This is a genomic window from Clostridium sp. LS (genome assembly GCF_002760435.1).
GTDB lineage: Bacteria > Bacillota > Clostridia > Clostridiales > Clostridiaceae > Clostridium.
The window spans coordinates 1-18,327 of sequence record NZ_AUUU01000043.1; the positions used below are offsets into that span (position 1 = coordinate 1).

Annotated in this window: 15 protein-coding genes and 2 other annotated features; of the genes, 1 reads left to right on the forward strand and 14 read right to left on the reverse strand. The window is 30.5% G+C overall.

The genetic code is table 11. The features are described from left to right. Positions 1-273: 273 nt before the first annotated feature. From COL3_RS11295 to COL3_RS11330, 8 genes are all read right to left on the reverse strand, one after another. Positions 274-2,265 carry a class I tRNA ligase family protein gene (locus tag COL3_RS11295; RefSeq protein ID WP_008419560.1) on the reverse strand — a complete coding sequence of 664 codons (1,992 nt, stop codon included), beginning with the start codon at positions 2,263-2,265 and terminating at the stop codon, positions 274-276. Positions 2,266-2,333: 68 nt separating this feature from the next. After that, positions 2,334-2,685, reverse strand: a binding site (T-box leader). Positions 2,686-2,990: 305 nt separating this feature from the next. Continuing rightward, the gene (locus tag COL3_RS11300; protein ID WP_008419558.1) at positions 2,991-3,602 is read right to left on the reverse strand and encodes an ABC transporter permease; all 612 of its coding nucleotides are present in this window, start codon (positions 3,600-3,602) and stop codon (positions 2,991-2,993) included. 6 nt (positions 3,603-3,608) lie between these two features. After that, positions 3,609-4,370 carry an ABC transporter ATP-binding protein gene (locus COL3_RS11305; protein WP_008419557.1) on the reverse strand — a complete coding sequence of 254 codons (762 nt, stop codon included), beginning with the start codon at positions 4,368-4,370 and terminating at the stop codon, positions 3,609-3,611. A 23-nt stretch (positions 4,371-4,393) separates the two neighbouring features. Next, positions 4,394-5,302, reverse strand: a complete 909-nt coding sequence (locus COL3_RS11310) for a glycine betaine ABC transporter substrate-binding protein (protein ID WP_008419555.1) — start codon at positions 5,300-5,302, stop codon at positions 4,394-4,396. A 109-nt stretch (positions 5,303-5,411) separates the two neighbouring features. Next, positions 5,412-6,083 carry an ABC transporter permease gene (locus tag COL3_RS11315; protein WP_008419554.1) on the reverse strand — a complete coding sequence of 224 codons (672 nt, stop codon included), beginning with the start codon at positions 6,081-6,083 and terminating at the stop codon, positions 5,412-5,414. Then, positions 6,067-6,918 (reverse strand): EamA family transporter, encoded by an 852-nt coding sequence (locus COL3_RS11320; protein ID WP_008419552.1) that lies wholly within the window; start codon positions 6,916-6,918, stop codon positions 6,067-6,069. Before COL3_RS11320 ends, COL3_RS11315 begins: the two co-directional genes overlap by 17 nt. A 149-nt stretch (positions 6,919-7,067) precedes the next feature. Further along, positions 7,068-8,372 carry an O-acetylhomoserine aminocarboxypropyltransferase/cysteine synthase family protein gene (locus COL3_RS11325; protein ID WP_008419550.1) on the reverse strand — a complete coding sequence of 435 codons (1,305 nt, stop codon included), beginning with the start codon at positions 8,370-8,372 and terminating at the stop codon, positions 7,068-7,070. A gap of 162 nt (positions 8,373-8,534) precedes the next feature. Then, the gene (locus COL3_RS11330; protein ID WP_008419548.1) at positions 8,535-9,443 is read right to left on the reverse strand and encodes a 4Fe-4S binding protein; all 909 of its coding nucleotides are present in this window, start codon (positions 9,441-9,443) and stop codon (positions 8,535-8,537) included. Between the two features lie 484 nt (positions 9,444-9,927). On the opposite strand from COL3_RS11330, the gene COL3_RS11335 reads away from it, so the two are divergent. Beyond that, a complete protein-coding gene (locus COL3_RS11335) occupies positions 9,928-11,205 on the forward strand; it encodes a glutamate-5-semialdehyde dehydrogenase (RefSeq protein ID WP_008419547.1) in 1,278 nt (425 codons plus the stop codon). Between the two features lie 391 nt (positions 11,206-11,596). Here the strand turns inward: COL3_RS11335 and gltX are convergent, their stop codons facing one another. The 6 genes from gltX to COL3_RS11365 form a co-directional block, all read right to left on the reverse strand. Next, positions 11,597-13,258, reverse strand: a complete 1,662-nt coding sequence (gene gltX / locus COL3_RS11340) for a glutamate--tRNA ligase (RefSeq protein WP_008419545.1) — start codon at positions 13,256-13,258, stop codon at positions 11,597-11,599. 124 nt (positions 13,259-13,382) lie between these two features. Further along, positions 13,383-13,943, reverse strand: a complete 561-nt coding sequence (locus COL3_RS11345) for a DUF1697 domain-containing protein (RefSeq protein WP_008419544.1) — start codon at positions 13,941-13,943, stop codon at positions 13,383-13,385. A 96-nt stretch (positions 13,944-14,039) separates the two neighbouring features. Further along, positions 14,040-14,268, reverse strand: a binding site (T-box leader). Positions 14,269-14,460: 192 nt separating this feature from the next. Further along, entirely contained in the window at positions 14,461-14,832 is a 372-nt protein-coding gene (locus tag COL3_RS11350; RefSeq protein WP_008419543.1) for a zinc ribbon domain-containing protein, read from the reverse strand. A 67-nt stretch (positions 14,833-14,899) separates the two neighbouring features. Further along, a complete protein-coding gene (locus COL3_RS11355) occupies positions 14,900-15,421 on the reverse strand; it encodes a GNAT family N-acetyltransferase (RefSeq protein ID WP_008419541.1) in 522 nt (173 codons plus the stop codon). 156 nt (positions 15,422-15,577) lie between these two features. After that, positions 15,578-16,213, reverse strand: a complete 636-nt coding sequence (locus COL3_RS11360) for a class II aldolase/adducin family protein (protein ID WP_008419538.1) — start codon at positions 16,211-16,213, stop codon at positions 15,578-15,580. 27 nt (positions 16,214-16,240) lie between these two features. Then, positions 16,241-17,791: an acyl CoA--acetate/3-ketoacid CoA transferase gene (locus tag COL3_RS11365; RefSeq protein ID WP_008419536.1), complete on the reverse strand. Its 1,551-nt coding sequence runs from the start codon at positions 17,789-17,791 to the stop codon at positions 16,241-16,243. Positions 17,792-18,327: the final 536 nt, after the last annotated feature.

An 18,327-nucleotide genomic window follows, 5' to 3' on the forward strand; every position in this document is an offset into this window, starting at 1 on the left:
TGAAAAGCCAAAGGCTTTTCTTCCTTAATCATTCATCATTCATTGTTCATTTTTCATCACTTAACAATCTCACAAGCATTGATATCAATCAATTTTAACAATTAAAAATTCTATAATTTCCCAGACATAAATAAAACTTTATTCAATTAATAAAAATAGTTATAAGTGAAATGCATAAAAATGAACTCATTAAAAGGAAAGTAAAAGTCCCAAAATGTAAAATTTCGATTCTCATTTTGGCATTCTTACTTTCCCTTTTGATTTATAAAATTACTAATTTACAATTTGACTTTCGTGTTTTTCAAAAAAATCAACACGTGGTTCTAAATATTTTAGCTTATGAGCTGATTCATTTTCAATAAATTTATAAACTGGTTCAAAAATATAATCCCAATTCCAAATTTCTTCATTTACATTTAAATATTCTCTTACCATTTCACATCCATTTGGTGCAATAGGATGAATTAAAGTAATCGCAGTTCTTACTGCATGAAAAGAATCAATTAGTACTTGTTTTCTAAGTGCATTATCATCATTTGTTTCTGCAAGTTTCATATTACCTGCCCAATATTTATTCATCTTACGTATATAACTATCTAAAACATAGATCACACTATGAAATTCATGACTATACATTTGTCTTTCATATGTGAGAATAGCTTCATTGGCATCATCTAAAATATTATTACTTATTTCCCCCACAGGTATTTTTCCATCAAAATATTTTTGTGCAGTGTAAAAGCAAGATCGGACAAGCCTATTAAATACATTAGTAAGTAAATTACCATCTTTCAACACTGTATCAGGACCTTGCTTATCTTCTTCAGCCATAAAAACTTGAGGCGTAAAGCTGGCACTTTTCTTTGAGAGACCAAGCCCTAAAAAGTGCATACGTAATTGCTCTGCTGTATAATATTGTAACAGTTCTCCTGCCATAGGCGGCTTAATAGCACTGCTGCTGCTTGCCTTTTTATCCATAAACAATAAATGATTATTAGCGATTAGATGAGGAAGATTAATATTATCAAAATCTACTTTATCTTCACTACTAATTCCTCGTAGTGCCATAAATAATGCCATTTCTGCAATTCCGTAAAAATATATATTATCTTCACCAATAAATTGATATACTTTTGCATCTTTTGAATGCCACCATTCTTCCCATTCACCTGAATTCTTACCAATAGATTCAAGGTATGTTTTAGTAAAAGAAATAGGTGCCCAAAGCGATTCTGGCCAAACCCAAAAAGTTAAATTTTTAAGGTTTTCTTTTTCAGGTACTTCAATTCCCCATTCAACATTTCCAGATAACCTAAATGGAACTAAAGTTTTACCAGTTCTAAAACGAATTCCTAATTTATCAAATACTTCTCTTGCCATATCTCTGTCCTTTAAATTATCGAATACAAATGAAATAGACGACTTATTTTGTTCATCAATAATTGTGTGTTTAGGCAAAGTTTCTTGTAGATTATTAATACCTTCTAATTGTTTTCGTTTCACATATATAATTGGTGCCTTTAAGAATTCTTCAATAGTATTTAATAAATATTTTCGCCAATTAGAATGTGTCTTTAAATAGTCTACATTGTCTTTTAAAATATCATTGTATTTATCTAATTCAAAATACCAATTTATCACGTCTCTTAACTCAGGTGTTTTTCCAGACAAAATGCTCTTTGGCTCAATCAATTCATTTGGCATATATTGATGTCCCAAAGCACATTCATCTGCATATGCTTTATCTGAATTACAACCTTCAATTGGACATTTACCGACTACTTGACGACCATTTAATAGCACCTTAAAGTCAGGATCATAAAATTGTGGTGAAGATAGTTTTACTAAATATCCTCCCTCATATAGTTTGTTGAATATTTCTTCTGATACCTTCTTGTGTATTTCGCCAGCCCTATCCAATGCAGAAGCTGCATATAAATTTAAGCTCATTTCATATTTATCTAATACTTCTTTTTGCTTCTCATGATTTTCACGAACATAGTCCTCTATCGTACCTTCATAATTATTTTCATCAACAAGCTTTCGATAGCTTGCTGAAATAGGCGATCCATAGCAGTCTGTTCCTGATACAAATATTACATTTTCTTTGCCTATCCTATCCCTTAAAAATCTTGCAAAAGTATCTGCATGAACAAACACTCCTCCCACATGACCAAAATGTAATTCTTTATTTCCGTAAGGCATACCTGCTGTTACAATAGCTTTTTTAGGAAATATAGGCCGTTTTATTTTCATTTCTTCCATAGTTCCCACTCCTTTAGATATAATATTGCTGAAAAAAGCGTATAAAAAAACACCTCCTACAAATCATTTGCAGGGGCGAATTTATATCGCGGTACCACCCTATTTCATTAGTATGTCACCATACTAATCTTATTGAGTACAAAATTATACTCTAGTTCTGTAACGTGAACAAACGTCATAGCATCACTTAATTCAGTTAACTATGAATGAGGAAATCTCAAAAAGAAAGTTCTATATATACTTTTGAACAATGTATAAATACTTTATTCAAAACTATAGTCTACTCAAACATACTATATGAATTAAGATCCGTATGCGGCTCCGAGCCTTGTTTCGTTAAAATTTCCGCTATTCCCTCTCAGCGTCAGGAACTTCTCTGTAAGCTTCTATAGTAACTACTTTTCTCTTCATAGCCTTTATTTTGTAAAATTATATTAAATATATAGTTTTTTGTCAAGGGGTTAATTAAATATGGAAAGGGGAGTGAATGTGTATCCGTAAGTATTCCTGATATTTATATTACAGGACTTATTTAGTTGGTGCAAATAAATGTATTAATATAAATAGCTAACTAAATTCAATTAGGCAATCGCGATGATTTGAAAAATCATTTACGACTGCTCAGTACTAGAAATTGAAATTTACAAAAAGAGAGGATGCTCCATTATAAAGTATCCTCTCTTAAAATATATATTAATTTATTAAATAGGGGCTCTTTAAAACTTTTAAGTAATTTTTTTCTCAATCACATTAAGCACTGCATTTACCACTATAGCTAAGCCTGCTGACATTAAGGTTCCCCATAGTATTTTAGCTGTATTTACTGTCCTAAGTCCATCTAATAAAATACTGCCAATTCCACCTGCATTAATTGATGCTGCAATTGTAGCTATACCTATGGTAGATACTACTGCTAGATGAATTCCTGCAAAGATCGGTTTAGTTACTAGAGGCACTTTTACTTGAAATAATATTTGGCTTTTGTTCATTCCTATTCCAGTTGCCGCCTCAATTATTGATGCATCTACATTATTTAATCCATCTAAGATATTCCTAAGTAATATATACTGATTATAAAGTACTAAAACTATAATTGCAGTAACCTTTCCAAGTCCAGTTAGCGGCACTAAAATTGCAAATAACGCTAAGCTAGGAATTGAATATATCATAGCAAATATATTAATCAGCAGCTTAGATGCTATTTTTGAATAGGCTGCTAAAATTGTTAACAAAGCTGCTAACATAATTGAAATTACTAAGGTAATTAAAACAATTTCTATATGTCCTACAAAAGCCTTTAATAGCTTATCTGGATATTTTAACAAATAATCTATCATAAATTTTTAATCCTCCAGAAATACTTCCTGCACTTTTGCAGAATTAATTAGTGATTTTACAAAATCATTTGCTGGATTTCTAACAATATTTTTTGGAGTATCAAATTGTTGTATCTTACCTTTATCCATTATTAATACTCTGCTGCCAAGTTTAAAGGCTTCATTAATATCATGGGTTACAAATAAATAAGTTTTCTTTGAAGCATTATAAATCTTTAATAATTCATCTTGAAGATTAATTCTATTTATTGCATCGATAGCTCCAAAAGGCTCATCAAGTAACATTACATCAGGATTAACTGCTAAAGCCCTAGCAAGTCCTACACGTTGCTGCTGACCACCTGATAATTGAGACGGATATCTATTTTTAAATTCACTTGGCTCCAGCCCCACAAGTTTAAGAAGTTCCCATACCCTGGCATCTATTTTTTCCTTAGGCCACTTAAGTATCTTAGGAACCGTTGCTATATTGCCTGCTATGGTCATGTGAGGAAATAAACCTACCTGTTGAATTACATAACCTATTTTTCTTCGAAACTGTACTGGCTCTGTAACACTGATATCTTCACCAAAAAATTCAATACTTCCTTTATGGGGGTCATATAAGCGGTTAATCATTTTAAGAAGAGTTGTCTTTCCACATCCTGATGAACCTAATATTGTAATAAATTCACCATGTTCTATTGTTAGGCTTACATTATCAACCGCACTATATGCTGATCCCTTGAATTTCTTGCTAACATTCTTAAATTCTATTGCTACACTCATTCTTAAATATCTCCTTCTATCTGTTATTTAATAGAATCGTAATATTCCTTTGCTACTTCTTCGTATTCTTTTTTATCTACATCAACTTCTGCGTTTAATTTTGTTATCTTCTTTGTATCTAAACTTGCACTAACCTTATTTAAAATATTAGCAATATCAGGATGTGCATCTAATACTGATTTTTTAACTACTGGTGCTAAGTTGTATGGAGGCCATACATGTTTATCATCTTCTAATAAGGTAAACTTAGGTTTTGTTAATTGCCCCTCTGTTGTAGATGCAGGTGCAAGATCAGCTTCATTTTTTGATAATACCTCATATTTTAAACCATTGTCATATACCTTTGAAGATTTAAAATTAAACTTTCCATAGACTTTCTCTAAGCCTGGAATACCATCTTCTCTTTTATCAAATTCACCTTGCGATGCAAATCTTATTTCACTTGCATGTTTTTGTAAATCAGAAATAGTTTTAATTCCAAGTTTTTCTGCTACATCTGTACGAATTACTAAGCCTTGTCCATCATTTGCTGATGAATAGTTTAACCATACTAAATTAAACTGCTTTTCATATTCTGATTTAACTGTGTCATAAACCTTTTGAGGATCTGTAATTAAATCTTTCTTTAAAATTGCTAACAAACCAGTTCCAGTGTACTCAGGATATAAATCAATTTCGTTATTTACCAATGAAGTATGAATAACTGAACTAGCAATGTTTGGCACTCTTTCTACCTTGTAACCTTTATCTTCAAGAGCTAATGCATAAATTTCACCTACTATTGAATTCTCAGTAAAATCCTTTGATCCTATACGAATTGTATTTTTATCTCCGCTGCCACTAATACCTTTACTATTACCGCAGGCAACAAGTCCTCCAAGCACAACTGTAATTAATAAAGTTCCTATTATTCTTTTAATATTTCTATTCATTACTATCACTCCCACCTTTAAATTTTTTATTAAATCTTTTAATAAGCTTTATCAGAGCTCATTCATACGTATATTTAGCTATAATCTATACAGGTTAATTAATTTCTAATTATATATTTGAATTAATATATTTATATCTAAACAGATGTTTTTCTAAACCTAACATAGTTACATTGGCAAGCATTGAAAGAATTGCTACGGTAACGCCTCCTATAATCAGTAAATCTGCTCTATTTAATCCTAAGCCAGTAAAAATAATATTACCTACGCCACCACCGCCTATATAGGCTGCAAGGGTTGCACTTGCAATTATCTCGACCATTGCAGTTTTAATTCCTGTCAATATAAGAGGTGCTGCTAATGGTACTTTTACTTTCCAAAATCCTTGTATGTTTGACATTCCCATTGCCATGGAAGTTTCTATCATAAATTCGGGAATCGTATTAAAGGCAAGGGCTGTATTTAATAATATTGGTGGTATTCCAAGTAAAACTAAAGCAATCATTGCTGGCTTAACTCCTGTCCCAACTATAGGAATTAACATAATGAGAACAGCTAAGCTCGGAACAATTCTGAAGGTATTAAACCATGTGGTTATCCACTGATACCATATTTTATTTTTTGTAGCTAATATTCCAAAAGGAATTCCAATAATGGCTGCGGCAAATAAGGATATTAGACTTATTTCTAAATGCTGCCCTATTGCCTGCAGATAACTATTCATATCCGTTTGAAAATATTTTAAGATGTCTTGCCACATATTTTCACTTCCCTTTTTCATAAAGTATAATTCCTAAAAATATAATTGCTCCGCCTATCCACGTACCAACGCTCGGTATTTCAAATAATGTGAAAAATCCCATTATTATGGCCAAAAAAGGAGATACAAATATAAAATTACTAACTTCACTCGTCTTTTCTGACAATGATAATGCCTTGGACCAGAGCAAATAAGCTATACCACTACAGAAAACCCCCATTATAATTACACTCACATTAGCCTGCCAAATTGAATTTTTAAGTTCTGGCAATACCTTAGTCAGAAAAGGCAGCAGCATTATAGTTCCGGCAAAAATACTATAAGTAGTTGTTTGTATTGGTGTATACTTATTAACCAATTTTCTCGACAAAATATTATATATACTAAAGGAAATCGCTGAAATTAAAATCCAAAGCACTCCAGCATTTAAAGAAAAGATGCCTTCCCATAAACATATAACAACAACTCCAATAAACTCAATTAATATTCCACTCCATCCAATGTTACTTATTTTCTCATTAAAGATTACTCTGGCTATTAATGCAGTAAAAATCGGTGTAGTTGAAATAATAATACTTGAGGTTGCTACACTTACTGACTGTGCTCCAATATTAAAGGTTAACACATATATTGAAAAACCAGTGGCTCCCAGGGCAAAGAACCAAGGTATATCTTTAATATCTGGAATTGGTACCTTCTTCAAAAAAACTACAATAAGAAAAAATATTGATGCTACAACATATCTAAATACACTTAAGCCTAATGGTGAATAATACATAAGTCCTATCTTTGTAAATATATACGCCATTACCCAAATTATTATAGTTATCATTGAATAAATTTTATAGTTCTTCATTTGCTTCTAATTCCCTAAATTTTTTCTCTATCATTTCTAAGCGCCCTCCATTCTTCCAATAATTATATCATATAACATATTTTATAGCAAACCTATGTTCTGAGAACATAGGTTTGTTTTGTATATGACAAAGAATACCTTAATATTCATCATTCTTGTATTGAATCGAGTGCGTATTTAAGATCCGCTATTAAATCTTCTGCCTCTTCAATTCCTATTGATAGTCTCAATGTATCATCATATACTCCAGCTTTTTCCCTTTCTTCTTTAGTTTGTCCAAAATGAGTTGAGGTTGCTGAGTGCACTATAAGAGATTTTGCATCTCCCACATTTACCATATAGTCAAACACTTTAACTTTTTCAAGTACTTTTCTTGCTGCTTTTATTCCACCTTTTAATCTTATAGACATAATTGCACCAGGCCCTTTAGGAAAGTATTTTTTCGCCAACTCATGATACTTGCTACTTTCAAGTCCTGGGTAAGCTACTGAAAGAACTTGCGGGTGACTTTCAAGAAATTCAGCCACCTTTTGTGCATTAGCTGCATGTTCCCGCATTCTTAAAGATAAAGTTTCTATTCCTTGCAATAAATAAAAGGCGCTAGTTGGACTTAAGTGCGCACCTAAGTCTGTTAAATATCTTATTCTAAGTCTCTTTGTAAACATGGTTTCATCTAAGGTCTCTCTTCCTATTGTATCTTTATATTCATCATAGAATCTTTCAAATTGAGGGAACTTCCCATTTAACCAATTAAAACCGCCTTTTTCCACTACAGCTCCTACAATTGTAGTTCCATGCCCAGCAAGGTATTTTGTTGCTGAATAGCATACAATATCAGCACCATATTCAAAAGGTCTTAATAAGTAAGGCGTAGCAAAAGTATTATCAATAATAAGTGGTATTCCATGCTCATGGGCCAAATTAGCCACGGCTTCAATGTCTATTATATTCATCCCTGGGTTACCAAGACTTTCAATATAGATTGCTTTTGTTTTACCTGTAATAACTTTTCTGTATGATTCTATATCATTTTCATCTTCTACAAACTTTCCAACAATTCCATAGTCAGGCAAAATGCTGTTTAATAAAGTTGTGCTTCCTCCATATAAGGTATTAACTGCTACTATTTCATCTCCTGTCTTTGCAATATTTAGAAAGGTGTTAGATATTGCCGCCATTCCTGAGCCTAATGCAATTGCTTCTGCACCGCCTTCAAGGGATGCAAGCCTTCTTTCTAAAACTGTATTAGTTGGATTTGAAAATCTCACATAAGAATGACCTTCCTCTGAGTAATCAAATAATCTAATACATCTATCAAAATCTCCAAGTTCAAAAGCTGCTGTTTGATAAATCGGAACTGCTTTTGATCTATAATGTTCTGCTGGGTTATAACCAGCATGTAATTGTCTTGTAGTAAAACCTAACTGATTATTTTTATATGCTTCGTAACTCATTTTAATCCCTCTCTTTTAGTTTAGTCACCTTCAAGAAATAACACCTACTAATAGGCTTGTATATTTTGTACCATGCAACATAAGTAAGTTCCACTAATAATTCTGCAATGATAAAAACCTACTTTCTTTAATGGTGGAAAATAAGTGATGCTTTTTAATATTTTATTTTCTTTCAAGTAATTTAAGCGACTTTGTAGGACATGAATTTGCGCAAATTCCGCAACCTACACATTTTGAAATATCCGTTTTTATAGCTCCATCTATTTTAGTAAATACATCAAAGTGACATCTTTTTATACAAATACCACATTTAATGCATTTCTCAGAATCAAACTCAATGATTTGATTTGTTTTAGGCCAAAATCCACTGCTATTTCTTTTTGCTTGACTTCTAAATAAATAGCAGCAATCTCCACAGCAATTACATATACCATTTGGGTTAACCGTATGCATTAGACCTTTTTTATCAGCATTTTTTACTATTTCCTTTGCTTTTTCTTTATCTATTTCTTCTGATAAGCCTCTGTGTGCAAAGGTGTTAATTCCATTTTTATACGTAATACAAGTTTGTGTTGGTTTTCCACATTCGCCTCTAAGACTTCTACAATCACAATAATTTAAATATACAGGTCTGTCTTGAGCATCGATGAATTCTAGCACTTTATTAAGTTCTAAAATTTCATCTTCTGTAGGTCTTACTTTAAGATTAGAATCTAGTCCATCATAATAAGCCTTAAAATACCAAGCATCTATTGCAATTTGAGCTTCCTTAGGAATACTTCTATAAACTTCTTGCTCAGATATTGAAAAGATATCTAACCTGCTATAAAAATCAGCTAACTTATATGTAGCTAATTCTTCATCTGCACTTGAAACAATACCCCTTCTATAACTTTTTTTTATAAATCCCTCAAAATCTTCGCCTACAACCTTTTCTATATCTTCTTTAGTAAATACTTCCTTGTCTATCTTATCTACAAAATTAATTTCTTCATCTGTAAATATTTTATTGATAAAAGGATAAGCTACCTCCGGTATTTTAAATTTCTCAATAAAATTTTGTAAATTCATAAGCAACTCCCCACTGCAAAATTATTAAGGAATATGAAAAAAGACCGCAAAAATATATAAACAGAAAGAGTTTAAAAAAATACTTAACTGCCCAAAATTCTCACGATCTCTAGTTTTCTAGTCAATCATTTTATATTCATTTTTATTAGTAAACAAATGCAAACTTTAATTCCTATTAATTTTATATGATTACTTTTTTTATTAGTATATTATCTAACCTATATTTTGTCAACAAAATTTTTTCCTCAAAACTTATTTTATATGTGTTTCAAAAATAATTATTAAAAACTTACTTATTTCAAAAAAACTCAACAGACAACTATTAGTTTACCATTGAATGTTTAGCACTGATAGTTGCAACATATATATTATTAACAGTTTGAAAATATCATCTCTAAATAAATATAATATTGAAGAACCAGCTAAGCTATAGTATCATTTTTAATAAAATACGTTAAAGAAAATAACGAAATGGGGATTTAATATGAACATTAAAGAATCTGCTGCTTCAGCTAAAAAAGCATCTATTACTCTTGCAAATTGTAGTACTGATTTAAAAAACAAAGCACTTATTGAAATTTCAAAGGCCTTATTAAAAAGGCAAGATGAAATAATTAAAGCAAATAAAGAAGATATAGAAAGAAGTATAAATGAAAACTTATCAGATCCATTAATAAAGCGTCTTAAATTTGATGAAAGCAAAATTAATGATGTTATAAGCGGAATTGAAAGCCTTATAAATCTTCCTGATCCGGTTGGAGAAACTTTAGCAGCTACTGAATTAGACCAAGGTCTTGAGCTTTATAAAATAAGCTGTCCTATAGGTGTAATTGGTGTCATTTTCGAATCTAGACCAGATGCCTTAGTTCAAATATCTACTTTATGCTTAAAGAGTGGAAATTCTGCTTTATTAAAAGGTGGAAGAGAAGCCTTGCATACAAACAGAATCTTATTTGACATTGTAAAGACAGCTTCTGAAGCTGCTGGTTTACCACAGGGCTGGCTGCATCTTCTAGAAACAAGAGATGATGTAAGTGAAATGTTAAAATTAGATAAATATATAAATTTAATAATACCAAGAGGTTCAAATGAATTTGTTCAATATATAATGAAAATTTCAAATATACCAGTTATGGGCCATGCAGATGGTATATGCCATTGCTATGTAGATTCAGAAGCTGATTTAGACATGGCAGTGAAGGTTGTGTTAGACTCAAAAACTCAATATGTATCTGTATGTAATGCTACGGAAACTCTTTTAGTAAATGAAGCTGTTGCAAAAGAATATCTTCCTTTATTAAAGATAGAGTTAGATAAAAAAAATGTAGAACTAGTTGGCTGTAATAAAACTCAAGAAATTATTTCTGTAAAACCAGCTACAGATGAAGATTGGAAAACAGAGTATCTTGATTATAAACTTTCTATAAAAATAGTTGAAAATCTAGAAAAAGCTATAGAGCATATAAACACTTATAGCTCATGGCATACAGAATCTATAATTACCAAAAACAAAGATAAAGCAGAATTATTTATGAATCTAATTGACTCTGCTAATGTATTTTGGAATTGTTCTACTAGATTCAGCGATGGCTTTAGATATGGCTTTGGAGCTGAAGTTGGAATAAGTACTAACAAACTTCATGCTAGAGGACCTGTTGGACTTGATGGACTACTTATATATAAGTATAAATTATACGGTAACGGTAATATTGTTGCTGATTATGCTAATAAAACTAAAACTTTTACACACAAAAAATTATAAAACAATATATATGCTGCAATTGATTTTCCGCACGCTATATTTAGGTATTTACTTAACCTACAGACATCCAAAATGTAATTTTATTATTGCAACATATATAATTTCATAATCATTTAAGATAATATTTATTCAAACTTAATCTAATGAAATAAAGTAAGTTATTCTAAATTAATATTTAAGACTGCGTATTTATAAATTTACATAAATAAAAACCATGCATTTGATGAGAGTTAATTTCTCATTTATGCATGGTTTTAGCTTTATAATAGGATATTTATCCATTTTGCAACAGGCCCTAGACTGTAAGCTTAAGTCTGGCTAGAACTTTGTCTATAATCTGTAGTATTGTAAATGAATATATTGCTTTATAATTTTCTGCCTAATAAATAGTTTATAAACTTAAGAATTTATCAAATCTGTCTCTAGTGTTTTCTTCACCAATTATTTGCATTATAGTGTAAATATCAGGTGAGTTAGTTCTGTGAGTTAATGCAGCTCTAACTGCGCCTGCAACATCTGAAATCATTCCTTTATATTGATCTGGATTTGCTTTAAATTCTTTTCTATTTGCGCAATATCCAAGTCTAAGTCCAATTTCTTTTAAGTCTTCAAACCAAGCTTCTTGACTTTCAACATTGTAATTAAATTCATTTTTATAAGTTTCTACAACTTCCTTGGCAGATTCTATTGTCATTCCCTTTGGTAATTCTATTTGCTGCGCAGTTTCCTTATAGAATAATTCATCAAAGAAATAGAAAATCTTATCCTTAACTTCATCCCATTTAGCAAAATCTTTTCTTGGCTTTGGACCTTCTTTATCTATGTTAAAGATTTCTTTTGCCATAGCTTCATTTTCCGTAACTAATTTATACATTTCTTCATCAAATTCTTTAGCCCAAGCTACATATTGGTCATAAACATCAGCAGCTCTCATAGCCGCTATTCTATCTTTTGATACGTCATTTAACTTAACTAAATCAAATAATGCTCCACTCTTACCCATTTTTTCTAAATGAACTTCGAATTCATGGTAATCAGCCTTAGGATTTTCAGCTCTCCATTCTTCATAAGTAGAGTTTACTATATTAAGTAAATATTCAATTACAGTTACTACTGGGAATCCAACTTCTTTATAATAAGAAACAGCTGCTTCTGCATCTTTTCTCTTTGAAAGCTTTCTCTTTGATCCACCGTCTTGCTTCATTATTGTTGGGATATGAGCATATCTTGGAGCTTCAAAACCTAATACTTCAAATAATTGAACGTGTATAGGAAGTGATGATAACCATTCTTCTCCTCTTATTACATCTGTTGTTCTCATTAAATAGTCGTCTATTGCATGAGCAAAGTGATAAGTTGGAAGTCCATCTCCTTTAATAAGTACCACATCTTGATTATTTTCTGGGAATGATATATCACCTTTTATTAAATCGTGGAACTCAACTCTTTTTTCAGGATTTCCTGGAGATTTTAATCTTATAATATATTTTTCTCCATTTTCAATTCTCTTTATTGCTTCTTCTTCAGTTATATTTCTAAACTTAGCATACTCTCCATAATACCCTGGAGTTATTTTATTCGCTATTTGTCTTTCTCTAAGCTCAGCTAATTCTTCTGGAGTACAAAAATCTGGATAAGCTAATCCTTTAATAATTAAATCTTTTGCAAAAGTATTGTAAATTTCAGCTCTTTGACTTTGTCTATATGGACCATATTCACCTTTAGAAGTATTCTCTCCTGTCATCCCTTCACTAAAGTCCATACCAAAGTTATGCATTGTAGCTATAGTATCTTCTATTGCACCTTCCACTTCTCTTTTTTGGTCAGTATCTTCTATTCTTAAATAGAAAATACCTTCACTTTGGCTTGCTAATCTTTCATTTATTAGCGCAGCAAATACTCCGCCTATATGTTGAAATCCAGTTGGGCTAGGTGCATATCTTGTAACTCTTGCTCCTTCTTTAAGATTTCTCTTTGGATATTTCTCAATATAATATTCAGGCGTGTGTTCAACATTTCCAAATATTATATCTGCTAATTTTTCAAAACTCATTACTTTTATCTCTCCTTTAAATATCTTGCTTACAAGGAATTATTAGCCCCTTGTCATGGCGATTTATATAAAAGCTATATAATATAGCTTGCAATTAAACATTTTATTATTACTTAGGTCAATTTTAAAATTCTTTGGCTTTCGCCAATGTATAAAGTTTATTTATTGTTTTCCAGTTTCGCACTGTAACTAAAACATCTAGCTTATGAAGATTATTAGCCAGCTTGGAATTTCTGATACTGTTATGAAATAAAAGAAAAACTTCTTGACCTATGATTTTATACTTATTATTTTGATTCTTATAGACATCCAATTTCTTAATATTTTCTTCTAATGGCGCATCACTAAGTATCCCAATATATAGACTTTCTGCTTTTGATGAAGATTCAGCCTCAAGTATTTCCTTCTCTGAAAATGGGCAATTCTTTATAATCTGCTCTATTTCTTTACTTGTTCTTAAAATAACAGCAACCGAAAACCCAAAAGCCTTTTCAATCTCTTGCTCAATTTTTTCTATTAACATTCCCTTGTCTTCACTTGATTTAAATAAAACATTACCACTTTGAATGTAAGTTTGAACTTCGCTTAATCCTATAGATTCTAATACGCTCTTTAAGTCATTCATCTTAATAATATTTTTGCCACCAACATTAATGCCTCTCAGAAGCGCTATAAAAATAGTCATTTATACCCACTCTCCTTTATCAATTTGATGATTAGCGGCTTTTCTTATTAAATTTTTTATTTTTATAAATACTAAAAAGCCCTTCATCCTAAAAATACTTAGGACGAAAGGCTTAACTTCCGCGTTACCACCTAAATTGATTAAATTAATTAACTTAATCCACTTAATTATCTTTAAGGGAACAACCCCATAAATATACTACGCCGAAAGGCTTTCTATTTATTGCTCCAAAGCTTCCTTCAATAGCTTTAAATTCTAGGATTACACCCTCCCTAGATCTCTTTAAATTAAAATTCTATTTACTCTTCTTTTTCATTGCTATTATCTATATTCATATTTCATCTATTATTTTCAAAATACAAATTAATTATACATTTTGAAAATCTCAATGTAAAGATAAATTCTATCAGTTAAAAGAATTTATGTATATTCGTTACGCTGATAATGAATTTTATTTACTACAAATAGCATGCGTGGTTTCTAATAAGACCAAGAACTAAGCAAAATTTTTTCTCAATTACTGATTATTAGCCTGCATTCTTTTCTGTTCTTCCATTTGTTTCAAATAATTAATTTGAGTTTCTGTTTTTCCTTCATACTTCAAGCTATTCTCAATCTCGTTAACAGTTGCTCCATTTGAGCTAGCACCACTTAATTCTAATTTAATTTTTTCAAATTGCTCCTGTGTCAGTTTAATATAGCTTCCACAACTAGGACATGCAATTTGATATGTTTTTTTGTATGGTATTATAGGTATAAAAAACAGAGTAAACCATGTTCTTACAATACATAGCTGCCAAACACTTGTCTTATTACAATAATTGCAAGTTCGTTGTGTCACTCCACCTATAAACTTTCTTGTCACTCTTCCCCAGCCCCAGATTATCATTTTATCACTCCTTATACAGTATTTACAAATAATTATATCATTTCACTTTATTTTCCACAATATTCAACTATTTCACTATAAAGGTAGCATGATGAAAATCACTAATATTCTTCTTTGCTTTAATAAAATCACATTTTTTTATTTTTATAGGTGTAACTAAATCACCATAGAAATTTATTGGTGTCCCTATAATTTTACATCCTAGCCTTCCTAACATTTTAACTGTTATATCACGCGCTTCACTAAAAATCTCTTCAGCCCCAAAATTAAAAATTTCATCTAGTGAAAATAAAGCTATTTTCTTACCAATTCCTATACCACGAAACTTTTTATCAACAGCATACCTTCCCCAATGCCATTCATCATTTTCTATCCATGCTGCTGAAATACCAATAATATCTTCTTCCACTTTTGCACACCACCATATTGGCTTTAAATTTTCATTTAAAGGAATTAAGTTCGTTGGAATATTTTGTTCACCATTAAATACTTCTGTTGCTAATTTAATTACATCTTCCATATAGGTTGGTAAAACTCTCTCTACTTTTATTCTAGAATTGTTTTTTCTAACTGTTTCTTCACTATTCATTTTCAATACCTCAAGTTATTAATTATAAACAGATTATACTGCGCTAAAAAATATATAACAAGTCATTAAATAGAAATAAGTTATAAAGGTGATAAAACTGATTTTCTTAGTAGTTAAATCACCTTCTTTTTGTAATAAAAGCTTATAAATAACACTTTATTTATTGGCAAGATATAAAACTAATTCCTCTCTTGTAAATCTTTTAGGTTCTTTGAATCCATTTAAGGTTAATGCTTTATAATAAGTCTCTGCCACCCTTTCAACATATTTTGCCTTTGATAATATATCTTCTATATCTTTACTTATTACGACAACACCATTACTTTCCAACAAACATGCATCACTTGTTTTAAATTTCTCTATTAAATCTTTAGATGTCTCAGTAGTTTTTGTTTTATCATAATTAGCAACATAAATATACCCTCCATAATTAGCAGCATCATAAGTTATTGGTGGAATAACCTTATTTATAACGGCAAAGGAAGATGCATAGCTTGGGTTAACATGCATAATTGTTCGTATCTCTTTCCTAGCCTTATAAATTTCAAGATGCATTTGTAAATCACTACACACTTCAATTCCTTCAACTACTTGAATTTTATTTCCATTTAAATCTACTATACAAACATGCTCTTCAGTCAAATTTTCCACTTTAATTTTTGAAGGCGTTATAATTACATATCCAGAACTTTCATCTCGTATACTAAAACTACCTGTATTTTCTGTACATAAATTATACTTTTCTGCATATTTAGCCATTTTAAGAAGTTTTATTTTTAAATTTTCTAACATACTTTTATCCTCCTTCATATCTTTTAATTATCCTTTTAATCCCATTAATTCATCCATAAATATTCTCCTATCCATAAGCTTAAGATTTTCATCTATAATTGGTTTGAAATCTAATAAATCTAATAAATCTTTTTGGATATCTATACCTGGTGCTATTTCTATTAAGTGCACTCCGCTATCTTTTAATTCAAATACAGCTCTTTCAGTTATATATATAACAGTTTGCTTTACCTTCATTGCATATTTACCACTAAAAGTAATTTGCTCAACGGAATTAACAAATTTTTTTTCTCTTCCTTCATTTATAATTTTCAACTCTCCATTATCTACTTTGACCTCTAGTCCTTTAGCTGTTAATGTACCACAAAAAACTACCTTTTTAGAATTCTGTGTAATATTAATAAATCCCCCACAGCCTGCAATCCTTGTCCCAAATTTGCTTACATTTATATTCCCATGCTTGTCCACTTGTGCAAGACCTAAAAATGCAATATCCAAACCTCCTCCATCATAAAAATCAAACTGTGTAGGTTGATCAAATATACATTCTGGATTTATTGAAGCTCCAAATTTTTTTCCACCTTGAGGTATTCCTCCTATAGGTCCAGGTTCAACAGTCAACGTAATAAACTCTCCAATTCCCTCTTCATTTGCAACATTAGATACAGCTTCAGGTACTCCTATTCCTATATTAACAACTGTTCCTTTAATTAGTTCCATAGCAGCTCTTCTTCCTATTATTTTTCTAGAATCTAGTTTCAATGGTTCTAAATTATTAACTGTTATCTTTATATCTCCAGCCAATGATGGATCATAATTATATCCTAATACTTGCTCTTGATCCTCCTTATCCTTTGATTCTACTATATAATCAACGTAAATTCTTGGTATCTTAATAGATCTCGGATCTAATGTTTCTGATTTAACAACTTTTTCAACTTGTACGATGACAATTCCACCGCAATTTCTAACTGCTTGCGCTATGCACGTAGCTTCAGAGTAAGTAGCTTCATGCTCCATCGTAATATTACCTTTCTCATCAGCATATGTCCCCCTAATAAAGGCCACATCAATACTTGGGCATTTATATAGTAAGTTTTCCTGACCTAATATTTCTATTACTTCAACTATTTCATCTTTAGTAATTGAATTAGCTTTCCCACCTTCTATTCTTGGATCTACAAAAGTATTTAATCCAACTTTGCTTATGGTTGCTGTTTTTTTACTTGCTATATCTCTAAATATATTACACATAATTCCTTGAGGTAGATTATATGCATATATTTTATTATTTCTAATTAATTGACCTATCATAGGTGCTAAATTAAAGTGGCCTCCTATAACTTTTTTTATCAAACCTTCGTGGGCTAAATGATTTAAACCTTTACTTTCTCCATCACCTTGTGCTGCTGCAAACATTAAAGTCAAGTTCCTTGGATTCTGCTCCTCAATAAATCTTTTCTCTAAGCTTTTCAAAAGCGCTTCTGGAACTCCCAATGATGCAAACCCCGACGTTGCTAAAACATCTCCATCCTTTATCAACTTTGCTGCTTCAGTAGAACTAATTACTTTCACCATGAATATCAACTCCTAACTTTTTAAATATGATAGTTATTTATTTGTCAATATATCCCAATTAAATTTTAATTCTTTGTTTATTTTTTGTCAATCAATTTTCTGATAATTCTGAATATTTTTTGTTTTCTTTTCCCTAATCTTAAAATTATTATGGGCTTTATTATTTTTTTACTTTAATATTACTTAGAAATTACCTTTATGTATGTTCTTCTAAAATAAATTAATAAAATTCAAATTCATTTCTATAAAATATACTTATAATTTATGAAATATGCATACAAATTGTTATTATTTATTGTTACTTTTTTAACTATTTTTTCATAATCATTGTTAGATAAATTCCATATCAAATCTTATTCTTCATCTCCTTTCATAAAAATTCTTAAATGAATATCATTTAATATAGTATTAACCTGCTAGTTAGCTTTTACATTCTCATTATAGAAACTATCTAAAAATAACAAAGATAGCTTATAATCACAAAGTTATAGCGACTTTAGTGCAAAAAAAAAAGAGGAGTTACATCATTAAGCTTC